The sequence below is a fragment of the Paenibacillus sp. EKM301P genome (genome assembly GCF_011800295.1).
GTDB lineage: Bacteria > Bacillota > Bacilli > Paenibacillales > Paenibacillaceae > Paenibacillus > Paenibacillus polymyxa.
In genome coordinates this window covers 57565-70324 of record NZ_JAALFM010000004.1, presented here as the reverse complement: position 1 = coordinate 70324, position 12760 = coordinate 57565, and the positions used below count along the sequence as shown (strand labels likewise).

General features: G+C 46.4%; 10 protein-coding genes. All 10 read right to left on the bottom strand.

The annotated features are described in order from the left end of the window. Positions 1–24: 24 nt before the first annotated feature. The 10 genes from polA to icd all read right to left on the bottom strand — a co-directional run bounded on the left by polA (position 25) and on the right by icd (position 12647). Positions 25–2679, bottom strand: coding sequence for a DNA polymerase I (gene polA / locus HFD99_RS11665; protein WP_123797045.1), 2655 nt, complete (start codon positions 2677–2679; stop codon positions 25–27). Between the two features lie 174 nt (positions 2680–2853). Further along, positions 2854–3513, bottom strand: coding sequence for a phosphate signaling complex protein PhoU (gene phoU, locus HFD99_RS11660; RefSeq protein ID WP_019686846.1), 660 nt, complete (start codon positions 3511–3513; stop codon positions 2854–2856). A gap of 40 nt (positions 3514–3553) precedes the next feature. Beyond that, on the bottom strand, positions 3554–4312 hold the full coding sequence (gene pstB, locus HFD99_RS11655) for a phosphate ABC transporter ATP-binding protein PstB (protein WP_016819635.1): 759 nt from the start codon (positions 4310–4312) through the stop codon (positions 3554–3556). Between the two features lie 127 nt (positions 4313–4439). Then, entirely contained in the window at positions 4440–5564 is a 1125-nt protein-coding gene (locus HFD99_RS11650) for a methyl-accepting chemotaxis protein (RefSeq protein WP_123797044.1), read from the bottom strand. Between the two features lie 157 nt (positions 5565–5721). Beyond that, a complete protein-coding gene (locus HFD99_RS11645) occupies positions 5722–6453 on the bottom strand; it encodes a response regulator transcription factor (RefSeq protein ID WP_013370356.1) in 732 nt (243 codons plus the stop codon). 128 nt (positions 6454–6581) lie between these two features. After that, complete coding sequence (gene pnpS, locus HFD99_RS11640) at positions 6582–8384, bottom strand: two-component system histidine kinase PnpS (protein ID WP_039276963.1); 1803 nt, start codon at positions 8382–8384, stop codon at positions 6582–6584. A gap of 120 nt (positions 8385–8504) precedes the next feature. Beyond that, the gene (locus HFD99_RS11635; RefSeq protein WP_025364514.1) at positions 8505–9374 is read right to left on the bottom strand and encodes an SDR family oxidoreductase; all 870 of its coding nucleotides are present in this window, start codon (positions 9372–9374) and stop codon (positions 8505–8507) included. A 216-nt stretch (positions 9375–9590) separates the two neighbouring features. Continuing rightward, positions 9591–10007 (bottom strand): hypothetical protein, encoded by a 417-nt coding sequence (locus HFD99_RS11630; RefSeq protein WP_017425909.1) that lies wholly within the window; start codon positions 10005–10007, stop codon positions 9591–9593. A 386-nt stretch (positions 10008–10393) separates the two neighbouring features. Further along, positions 10394–11335 carry a malate dehydrogenase gene (mdh, locus tag HFD99_RS11625; protein ID WP_039276960.1) on the bottom strand — a complete coding sequence of 314 codons (942 nt, stop codon included), beginning with the start codon at positions 11333–11335 and terminating at the stop codon, positions 10394–10396. Between the two features lie 16 nt (positions 11336–11351). Continuing rightward, positions 11352–12647: an NADP-dependent isocitrate dehydrogenase gene (gene icd, locus HFD99_RS11620; protein ID WP_016819629.1), complete on the bottom strand. Its 1296-nt coding sequence runs from the start codon at positions 12645–12647 to the stop codon at positions 11352–11354. Between the last annotated feature and the right edge of the window lie 113 nt (positions 12648–12760).

The window sequence follows — 12760 nt, the reverse complement described above, 5'->3', positions numbered from 1 at the left end:
GGACTATCTACTCATTGAAATATCTTACTTGGCCTCATACCAATTGCTGCCATAGCTTACTTCCGCTTTAAGCGGCACAGCCAGCTTTAATGCAGCTTCCATGGTAGCGGGAACAAGCTCTTTCATCGTTTCCATTTCCTCAGGCGGAACCTCGAATACAAGCTCATCATGTACTTGTAACAGCATACGGCTGCGAAGATTGCGCTCACGCAGCGCTGCGTCCATCTGCACCATCGCCAGCTTGATAATATCGGCTGCGGTACCTTGAATCGGCGTATTCATCGCTGTACGCTCGGCGAACGAACGCTGGTTGAAATTGCTGGCGTTTATCTCTGGCAAATATCGTCTGCGTTCCAACAACGTTTTTACGTATCCATCCCTCTTCGCATCCTTCACAATATCATCCATGTAACGGCGAACACCCTGGAACACGTCAAAATACTGGTCGATAAAGCGAGCCGCTTCCTTCCGCGTAATATTCAAATTTTGCGACAGACCATAGTCACTAATCCCGTAAACAATCCCAAAGTTGACCGCCTTTGCAGAACGGCGCATATCGGAGTCTACAGCCTCTGCCGGTACACCGAACACATCGGATGCGGTCTTGGTATGGATATCCATATCGTGGACAAAAGCCTCTTTCAAACGCTCATCATCCGAAATATCAGCCAGCACCCGCAGCTCGATTTGTGAATAGTCTGCCGCCAAAATCGACCAGCCCGGCTCCGATGGCACAAATACTTTGCGAATTTTGCGTCCTTCTTCGAGACGGATCGGAATGTTTTGCAAATTCGGAAATTGACTACTCAAGCGTCCGGTTGCTGCAACCGTCTGCCGGAAATACGTGTGCACTTTACCTGTCTTCTCCGAAATTTCTTTAAGCAATCCTTCGACATACGTCGATTGAAGTTTGGCAATGGTGCGATATTGCAAAATGTTTTGCACAATATCATGATATGGCGCAAGCTTTTCCAGCACCTCTGCATCGGTCGAGTACCCGGTTTTTGTCTTTTTAATAACGGGCAGACCCAGCTTATCAAACAAAATCTCACCCAACTGCTTGGGCGAATTAAGATTGAACTCTACCCCTGCAATGCTGTAGATCTCACCCACCAACGTTGTAATCTGGGCTTCAAATTCTTTTCCCAAAGCGCGCAGTTCCTCTACATTCACCAAAATACCCTGCTTCTCCATATCCGCCAGAATGCGGGATAACGGCATCTCAAGCTCATGGAACAGCTTGTGCATTTCCGTTTTTTCCAGCTCCGCCTGCTGCACAGGTACCAACGCTTCGATCACCGCTGCCTTACGCGCCACATGATCGGATAGTACATCTACGTCAGGAACTTTATATTTAGCTCCTTTACCAAACACTTCGTCGTCTGGACGAATCGATGACAAGCCATACTTGGCTGCCAGCCCACTCAATGTCTGATTGGCGTCTGTCGGATCTAGCAAGTATCCGGCCAGCTGCACATCAAACTCAGCTCCAGCAAACTCAATTCCATGCCAGTGTAAAGCCAAGTCCGTACGATGCAGATCATGACCGCGTTTTTTGCGTTCAGGGTCGGCAAGCCACTCCCGAATAGGGGTAGCTGCATCACTTTGTAGAACTTCCAGTGTCATAAAAAACTGACGCCCTGTTGCGGCAAATATCAAGCATACAATCTCAGCATGATGCGGATTATCACCATGCGTCTCAACATGCAGCACATCTACGTTATTCAGCACTTCTACCAATTCGCTGATCCGCTGTTCATCCAGCACAGTCACGTCTGCTACGGCTTCCTCTACGCCGACTCCAGCACTGCCGACCTCGCCCGAAAAGGATAAACGCTCCAGCAGGGACTTGAACTCCAGCTTCGCCAAAGCTGGTCCAGCCGTCTCTGCCTGTAGCCCGCTGAAAACCACATCTTCCAGTTGCTTGTCCAACGTTACATCCCGATAAATGGTCGCCAAATCCTTGCTCATTCGTGCATCGTCAGCATGAGTCTCCACGCGTTCTTTCATTTTACCCTTCAGCTCATCCGTATGCGCCAGCACCTCTTCAACTGAACCATATTGATGCAGCAGCTTGAGCGCGGTTTTCTCACCCACGCCCGGAATACCAGGAATGTTATCCGACGTATCGCCCATTAGGCCCTTAAGGTCTATGATTTGCAGCGGCTTTAAGCCGTAACGTTCCTGAATCTGCTCAGGTCCATACGTTTCCACCTCGGTAACCCCTTTGCGGGTCAAGCCGACTGTGACATGGTCTGAAGCCAATTGAAGCATATCCTTGTCGCCGGTCACAACCAGCACATTAAAACCCGCTTCGTCCGCTGTTTTGGACAGGGTGCCTATAATATCGTCTGCCTCATAGCCATCCAGTTCAAATTGGGCAATGCCGAAGGCGGTCAATAGCTCTTTCAGCAGCGGAAATTGCTGGGACAGCTCCGGCGGCGTTTTCTCCCGTCCACCTTTGTAATCCTCGTACCCTTTATGGCGAAACGTAATTTTACCAGCATCAAACGCAACCAAAATATGCGTTGGTTTGTGCTCCTCCAAAAGCCGCAATAACATTGTCGTAAATCCGTACACCGCATTCGTCTGCTGTCCGCTTGAATTCGTCAACGGCGGCATAGCAAAAAACGCCCGGTATATGATACTGTTACCATCTATAAGCATGAGTTTATCCATTTCGCACCTCGCAAGTTCATCAATGCATTCGTAACGTTCTTACGTTTTACGCATTCCTCTTTCTATCTTAACATACAAGACTCTTTTTCAGAAAAAAACGGCTGTTTCCTAGCCAAATTTGCCTTTTGCTCAAGACAAATCTGGATTAGAAACAACCGCTATATACTAAAAGCCTTACTGGTTCAAATCTGGTCGCTCTCCTGTCACGAGATATACAGTGCTTTCACCGATATTCGTAGCATGGTCGCCAATGCGTTCAATATAACGTCCTACAAGCAGTTGCAGCATGGCTTGTGAAGCCTCTGCTGGCTTTTCTACCATAAATGCGTATAGATCGCTGATCATGTGGCTGTACAAGGAATCCACCCGATCATCCTCTTTAGCCATTTTGTAGGCCAGATCTGTATTTTCATCCAAATAGGATTTGATCGCATCGTCGATCATTTCTTTTACAATGGAAGCCATGTGTGGAATATCCACCAACGGCTTCATCGCCTGCTGTCCTTCCAAGCGAAGTGTGACCTTGGCAATATCAAGTGCCAAATCACCCATCCGTTCCAAATCACTGGAAATTTTAAATGCAACAATGATCCGGCGTAAATCCTTCGCTACCGGCTGCTGGGTAATAATGAGCTTGGAGCCCATATCCAGAATATTTTCTTCCATTGTATTGAGGGATGCATCATTTTTGACTACCTGCTGGGCCATTTCTGTATTTTTGGTCTGCAAACATTCAATAGCCTGATCGAGCGCCTTCGAAACGTGTGCACCCATTTCGCGCAGTACGGCTCTCAGTTCTTCTAATCCTTCATCAAAACCTTTTCTACGAATCATTTCGAAGTCACCCCTTCTCGCATAATCATCAAATTTGGCTTTAGCCAAAACGCCCGGAAATATAATCTTCCGTACGTGAATCCTGTGGCGTGGAAAACATCGCCTCTGTATCCGCTGCCTCTACTACAACCCCATTCAAAAAGAACGCAGTTCGACCAGACACACGCGCTGCCTGATGCATGTTATGCGTCACCATGACGATGGTATACGTGTCTCTTAATTCTTGAACCAGCTCTTCAATTTTCATCGTCGAGATCGGGTCCAGCGCAGATGTAGCCTCATCCATAAGTAAAATATCTGGCTGTACAGCAAGCGCCCGGGCAATACATAGCCGTTGTTGCTGTCCGCCGGACAAGCTCAGAGCAGAACGCTTGAGAAAATTTTTAACCTCTTCCCAAAGTGCTGCCTGCCGTAGGCTTTGCTCTACCAGTTCATCTAACTTGTCCTTTTGCCGAATTCCATGCAGACGCGGACCATAGGCCACGTTATCGTAAATGGATTTGGGAAACGGGTTAGGCTGTTGAAAAACCATTCCCACCTGTTTACGCAGCGTTTCTACTTCCATAGTATCGCCGTAAATATCCTGACCTGCGATGCTCACGGTGCCTTCAATACGCGTTCCCGGTATCATGTCATTCATCCGGTTTAGCGTACGCAGCAAGGTTGATTTTCCACAGCCGGATGGGCCGATGAAGGCTGTTACCGTTTTTTCAGGAATATCCAGGTTTATATGTTTCAGCGCGTGGAATTTTTCATAATACAAATTCAGCTTATCAATCCGGATTACGGAATCATTCATGGATTTATGATCTCCTTCGTGTTGCAGTTATGGTCCTCAAGCATTGCACCTGATTTGCACAATATGAAGATTATATAAGCTGTGTGTAAATTCAGTGTGGTGGATTTGTTAACGGTATGTAAAATGATCAAGAACTCAGCATGAGCTCAAGCTCCTGTGCTATTCCAGCTGCATTCAAGGCCGCTTCTTCTGCGGAACGGGACATTTCACTATTTTTAGCCTCTATTTCATCGACTGCCTGCAATAATTTGGCAAACGTTTGGGTTCCGGCAGATATAAATTTAGAGCCTGTATGAATCTGCTGCATACTCGTATCCGTCAGTTCAGCAGTGTCACGCAGCATTTGCTCAATATGAGTGAGTAAGCCGGTAATCTGTACAGAAAAAGCTTTGGTCTGGAGTGACATATTCCGAACCTCTTGAGACACAATCTGAAAGCCACGCCCGTGTTCGCCAGCATGGGCCGCTTCAATAGACGCATTGATCGCCAGCAATCCGCTGTGATCTGCCAATGCACGAATGGATGAGGCCATGCCCGCAATATCATTCAGCGATTGGGTTAAGGCTGTCATCTGCTCATGCTGGCGCTTCATTTGTTCCGTTACTGCATGATAAGAAAGCAGAACATCCTCCAGTTCCACTTTACCACGGCGGGATAATTCACTCATTGAGCGAGTTAGCTGCACACTGTCATCCGCCTCTTTCGCTGCATCCAAAACAGTCATCCGAATACGCTGGACTCCGTCATAGCTATGTCGAATCACATCGCCCCGATCTTCGTCTGCTTCTCTTTGCATTCGCTGAACGACAGACAGGATATCACGAATTGTGAGTACACCGAGTAATCTTGTCCCTTCCTTTATCAATAAACAATCGTAAAAACGCTGATCTTCACGCATCATCGCCTGTTCTACAATTTCCGTTGCTGGACTTTTCAAATCCACAATTAATGTATTCGGATCGGCAAATAGGGAAGCCGGTTTATCATAGAACAACGCCGCAGCGAACCTGCCCGTAAAATGACGATTGTATGCATCTCTCATGATAATGCCCAATGGAAGGTCATGTTTATCCACGACGATGACACAGGGGATATCTTCCTGTGCTTTCATGAGTGCTAACAGTTCTTTGCAAGACATATCCGTGCCAATGATCGGAACCTCCCGGCATGGCACATAGGTAGTAATCGGCTTGAACGTTTCACGTTCAATCACGGCAGTGGAACTCGGCTGGGTCTTTGGTTCCGTTATCATCGTTCTGAAGTCCCCTTTTTTTACTTACTTGGAGTGACGGGAACATCATATCGGTCATTTGTTGATTTTAATGGCTAGTTTTGTCAACGAAATGTAAAATCACAAAATGGACATAAAAGTTGCTGCTACGGCCTGGAAAGAGAAAAACGCTCCTCATTTATAACAAATGAGAAGCGCTTCTTTTTTTATTTACAACCAGCTTATACCCCACTCCGCGGATCGAATCAATATGAACCGAGTCAGGATCAAGCTCCAGCTTTTTACGTAAGGAGCTGACGTGTACATCCACCGTCCGTTGACCACCGATGTAGTCAAAGCCCCACACGGCATTCATTAGATCATCTCGAGTCAGGACGACACCCGGCTTGCGGGACAAATAGAGAAGTACTTCAAATTCCTTGGGTCTTAAGCTGATGGATTGACCTCCAAGAATGACTTCATATTTTTCAGGGTAGATTTCCAGCTCGCCCAGTTGAATTTTGGAGCCATCCTTCTGTTCAGACAGCACTCCCTCATCCCCTCCGGATGTTCTTCGCAGCACAGCCGTTACACGGGCCAACAGCTCAGAAACGCCAAAAGGCTTTGTGATGTAGTCATCAGCACCCGACTTCAGTCCTTGGACCACCTCAGCCTCCCCGTTTTTAGCGGTGAGAATAATGATAGGTGTCGTCAGCCCCTGATGGCGAAGTCTGCTCAGAATGTCCAGTCCATTCATTCCCGGCAGCATCAAATCCAGCAGGATCAAATCGTAGGATTCTCTGGAGGCTCTTTCAAACCCAGCACTGCCATGATCCTCCGTGTCCACTTCGAAACCTTCTTGTATCAAATTGTAGGATAGCAATCTGGCAAGCGTTGGTTCATCCTCAATAACCAGCAAACGTTGTCCCATTAATAACTTCATCTCCTGTTTACCTGTTAAAGGCGCATTAGTCAAAATCCTGAAATCTTTTCCATGCTCATGCGACACCCGTTTATTTTATCACGGCATTGTTAACACAATGTAAAAAATGTTATAGTTCATTCTTCCTGTTGCAATAACGGTAATTCAACGGTAAACGTCGTACCCAAACCAAGCTCGCTTTCAACCGAAAGTGTACCATGATGCAGATCAACCAGGTGCTTGACGATAGATAATCCCAACCCCGTTCCGCCCGAGTTGCGTGAGCGACCTTTGTCCACCCGATAAAAGCGCTCAAAGATACGTGGCAGGTCCTTTTTCGGTATCCCAATACCCGTATCACTGACTGTAAATACGACCTTTTCCGTGTCATGGTCTCGCTGTAGCGTTATAACCTTGATTTTTACCTTGCCGCCATCAAGTGTATAGTTAATGCCATTAGACAAAAGGTTCAGGAAAATCTGCTGAAGCTTATCTTCATCTGCCTCCATAAACAATTCATCCGGGATATCCATGTGCAGTGTAATCCTTTTCTTCGCTGCTACATTGTTCAGTTTCTCCAGCAATGATTCTATGAAAGAAGAGATATGAATTGGAGAGCAATCCAGCGGAGAGCGCTTGGACTCGATTTTGGAAAGCTCCAGAATATCGCCGATCAGTCGATTCAGTCGTTCGCTTTCGTCATATATAATTTGTAAAAAGGAACGGGCTGTTTCCTCATCTTTGACCCCGCCACCAAGCAATGTCTCGGCAAAACCCTTGACTGCGGCAATCGGTGTTTTTAGCTCATGAGAGACGTTTGCCACAAATTCGCTTCGCATATTTTCTAACCGTCGAATAGCTGTAATATCCTGCAAAAGGAACAGCATCCCCCGGTATCCCCCTTCATCCTCATACATAGGGACACCATCTAGCAAAACGAGTCGTTCCTCAGGGTTGTACAAATGCACCTCACCATGTAGCCTTTCTCGGCTTTGTATACTGCCCTCAATTAGCTTTGTGAGCTCATAGTGCTTCTTCAGTTCATGATACGGCTTGTCTGTCACCCGCTTACCCGCGACACCGAGCATACGCTCAGACTCACGGTTGACAAGCGCAATGCGTTCATTAGCATCGATCATCAGAATCCCGCCTGTCATATTACTCATGACGCTTTGCAGCAGATCCTCATTGTCACGAATCGTTTTCATTTGGTTTTGGAGGCTGTCAGCCATACGATTAATGGCTTCACCCAGTTGTCCTACCTCATCCCGGCGCTGTACGCCGACCCTTGCGTCATAATCCAGTCCTGAAATACGGTTGGCTACCCCTGTAATATGTTCAATGGGCGAGGTGAGGCTGCGAGCAATACGATAGCTCATCAGTCCAGCAGCAATAAACAGCAACACAAGACCAATCCCGATGGCCGTCCAGCCGCGCTGCATTCCCTCTTCCACCGCTTTCAGACTCATGGACAAACGGATATATCCGTCAAAGCCCTTCTCCGATACAACAGGCTCAGCGACGTATAGCATGTTTCGTTGCAAAGTTTCACTGTAGCGTATCGTCCGTCCGATTCCCTCCGACGTAGCTTGTCGTATTTCTTCACGCGATGCATGGTTTTCCATCTTGCGTGGATTGCTTAACGAATCACCCACCACCGTCCCGTCCTTACGAATGAAGGTCACTCGCGAATCGGTCAGATGGGCAATTTCCTTCGCCTTCTCAGAATAATAGGAGACATAATCCGTACTGGATAGGGCATCAGCATTAACAAATGGGAAAGTAGCGCGGAGCAAGTCAATCTCGCGGCCCATGTTCTCCTCTAGCACCTTCATATTCGAATTTTTGAAAATTTGTCCCATAGTGATTCCAGCAGCAAGGACAGATACGCCAATCAAAATCAGCATGATCAGGGTAAGCCTGAAACGAAACGATTTCATAGAAATTTGCCCATCCTTTTATGTAAGTTAATCTCATTCTACAGGCTACCTGCATTATGTTCCACCGTGAAAAGAAAAAAGGCCGGAGCAAAAGACTGCCCCAACCTTTTCTTTATCCTCTTACCCGTTTACAACTTCACCGCCATTGATATGAATAACCTGCCCGCTTACATAAGACGAATCGTCTGAAGCAAGGTACACATAAGCTGGCGCCAGTTCTTCCGGCTGACCCGGTCGCTTCATGGGCTGTGCTCCTCCAAATTCGCTGACCGTCTTGGCATCAAAGGTAGACGGGATTAACGGTGTCCAGATCGGCCCTGGGGCTACAGCGTTCACTCGAATACCTTGATCCGCCAAATTGAGTGATAGGGAACGAGTGAATGATGTGATTGCCCCTTTGGTGGAAGAATAATCAATGAGCGTCTTATTCCCAGCGTATGCGGTAATCGACGTTGTGTTGACGATCGCGCTCCCTTTCTTCAAATGCGGCAATGCCGCTTGTGTTAGGAAGAACATACCGAAGATATTCGTGCGGAAAGTGCGCTCCAGCTGTTCCTTGGTGATATCCTCCAGCTTTTGCTGTGGATGCTGCTCGGCCGCATTGTTCACGACGATATCAAGCTTGCCCAATTCGTTCACCGTCTGTTGCACCGCTTTTTTGGCAAATTGGTCATCTCCGATATCGCCAGGAATCAACACGCATTTGCGTCCTTCCTGTTCGACCTGACGTTTGGTTTCTTCCGCATCCTTATGCTCATTCAAGTAGACGATAGCTACATCCGCACCTTCTTTGGCATACGTGACAGCTACAGCCCGCCCAATTCCACTGTCTCCACCAGTAATCAGTGCAACTTTGCCTGTTAGCTTGCCAGCCGCTTTGTAAGTTGGTTTTTCAAATTGCGGTGCAGGCGTCATTTTGGACTCAATCCCCGGTTGCTGTTCCTGGTGCTGCGGGGGCAAGGTTTGCTGAGGTTGGTTGCTTTTAGCCATTGTACATTCTCCCTTCAAAATCAGATATTTTTTAGGATGCAACATTTGCATCCACTCTACTCCTGATTTACCACACAAACTTATCCGTTAAACGAAAAAAGAAAAATCCAGCTATGTGAGCACACAAAAAAACGACCTATGCTTATTCTGCACAGACCGTTTTTTCAACGTTAGCCGTTGTCATTATTCAATTCCAACCGCTCATAAAATGATTCATTAAATAATATGGCTGTATACCATTAAAAACGTAATTAAGATCATGAAAACGGCCAACAACGTACTGAACATTCGCACTTTACCAGCGTATTGCGTAATTGGCTGTTGGTTGCGAACTGCTTCCAGTGACAATCGTAATGGCTTACCCATAGCACCTGCGATACCAGAAATAGCAAGAAACAACAACAACACGACCACGATCCATGCTACCGAATAAGACTTCCAAGCAAAAATCATATAGATGCCGCTAATAAGCACAAGGATTAGTGCAAATTGCGCCAAACGGTTCAATAGCTGCACAGCCGATATCGTTCCCTCCTGCGCGCTTGGAGCCAATTTGTCGATTTTGCCCACGACGAAGGGAAGCAATAAATAAAAGCCCATTGCCAGTGATCCAATAATGTGAATAAAAAACATTCTTTATAACCTCCAATTCTTTGTTTTCTTACAAACTGATTTTTCCATAGAACGATCATATTCCAACGAATGACTAGCATCTTTGCAATGTTTTGGGACATGCTTTTCTATGTAACTATTAATGCATATGAACTCTATTATACCGGGGAAGTGGGTCAAAGCAAAGGATATGAGGGGGAAAGTTTCAACTCGGGTGGATGCTTGTCCGCAATCATTCCGTTCGCTCCGCTGGTGCCAGCAAATCCAAACTGAAACTTTCAATATTAAAAGAAAAGGAAGAAGACAATAGACTATTTAAAAATAAAAGAGGTGGCCGACAGCCATAACTATGACTTGTGGACACCTCTTTAAGTAAAAAAGTATACCGTTTTAGTAGCAAATCGTATTTATACGTTGACTATTTTAGTCACATTACGAACCGCTTCGGCAGATTGATCGAGCGCTGCTTTTTCTGCAACTGTCAATTCCAACTCGAACACTTTTTCGATGCCGTTCCCGCCAAGAAGTGTAGGTACACCGAGGAACAGGTCCTGATAGCCATACTCTCCTTCCAGGTAAGCAATGACTGGAATAATCCGTTTTTTATCTTTTACAATCGCTTCTGTCATTTGCGCAAGCGAAGCTGCTGGAGCATAATATGCGCTGCCATTACCCAATAGGTTAACGATCTCTCCGCCACCCACTCGTGTACGTTGTACAATCGCTTCGATACGTTCCTGAGAAATCAGGTTATCGATAGGTATACCTCCTACGCTGGAATAGCGTACGAGCGGTACCATATCATCACCATGCCCTCCCATAACGAAACCGCGCACGTCTTCAACCGAAACATTCAGTTCCTGGGCAATAAAGGTACAATACCGAGCCGTATCCAACACACCTGATTGGCCAATAACCCGATTTTTCGGGAAGCCAAGCGTTTGGTACGCCGTATAGGTCATAGCATCGACCGGATTACTCAGAATAATGACGATAGCATTAGGCGCGTACTTCTTCACATTCTCACATACGGATTTTATAATTCCTGCGTTCGTGTTGACCAAATCATCACGGCTCATCCCCGGCTTGCGCGCGATCCCGGCTGTAATAATGACGATATCCGAGTTGGCTGCATCCTCATAATTAGAAGTGCCCATGATCTGGGTGTCAAATCCCTGCACTGGACCAGCTTCCAAAATATCAAGTGCTTTGCCTTTAGTCGGATTCTCTAGTTGCGGAATATCAATGAGTACGATATCACCTAACTCCTTCTGAGCCAGCAGCAATGCGGTAGTGGCACCGGTAAAACCGGCGCCAACAATGGATATTTTTTTGCGTTGAATGGTCAAGTAGTATTCCCCTTCCTTACAGGTTACTAATAATAGTGTCCGCGAACTCGGAGCATTTCACCTGTGTAGCACCGTCCATCAGACGGGCAAAGTCATAAGTTACGATCTTTTTATTAATGGACGTCTCCAGCCCCTTGTAAATCAGGTCAGCTGCTTCTTTCCAGCCCAAATGTTCAAGCAGCATAACGCCGGACAGAATTACGGAACCAGGGTTCACTACGTCTTTGTCTGCATATTTTGGAGCTGTACCATGCGTAGCTTCAAAGATAGCATGCCCGGTTACATAGTTAATGTTTGCACCTGGCGCGATCCCAATTCCACCAACTTGAGCAGCCAAAGCATCGGACAGATAGTCCCCGTTCAGGTTCAGCGTAGCAATGACATCAAATTCAGAAGGACGAGTCAGCACTTGTTGAAGTGCAATATCAGCAATCGCATCCTTAATAATGATTTTGCCTGCATCTTCAGCTGCTTTTTGAGCTGCATTTGCCGCATCCTCACCTTCTTTTTCCTTGATGACATCATACTGAGCCCAAGTAAATACTTTATCTGCAAACTCTTGCTCAGCTACTTCATAACCCCAGTTTTTGAAGGCACCTTCGGTAAATTTCATAATGTTACCTTTGTGTACGAGCGTTACACTCTTGCGCCCATGGTCAACGGCATACTGAATAGCTGCCCGTACCAGACGCTTTGAACCCTCGGAGGAAACTGGCTTAATCCCAATTCCTGAGGTTTCAGGGAAACGGATCTTATTCACGCCCAGCTCTTGCTGAAGGAACTGAATTACCTTTTTCACGTCTTCAGACCCTTCGGCATATTCGATCCCTGCGTAAATATCTTCTGTATTCTCACGGAAAATGACCATGTCTACCAACTCAGGACGTTTTACTGGAGATGGGACACCGTTAAAGTAGCGAACAGGACGCAGGCATACGTATAAGTCCAGTTCTTGGCGCAATGCCACATTCAATGAACGGATACCACCGCCAATAGGTGTCGTAAGTGGACCTTTAATGGCTACAATATACTCACGGATGGCTTCCAAAGTATCGTTAGGGAGCCACTCGCCGTATGTATTGAAAGCTTTCTCACCAGCGAATACTTCATACCAGGCAATCTTTTTCGTGCCGTTATATGCTTTTTCTACAGCCGCGTCCAGTACGCGCTTGGAAGCTTTCCAGATGTCGCGACCTGTGCCGTCACCCTCGATAAACGGAATTACCGGATGATTTGGAACCTGCAGTTGACCGTTATCAATTGTAATTTTTTCGCCTTCAGTTGGGAGCTCAAACTTTTCAAATTTCGCCATAAGTTCCTTTTCCTCCTCAGATATGAATGGGTACAGGACGAAAGACATGATCTTTATCACAGACAAAAACGTATATCTCTCGCCGACCCTTCTATTGTACCTTATTTTTTAAA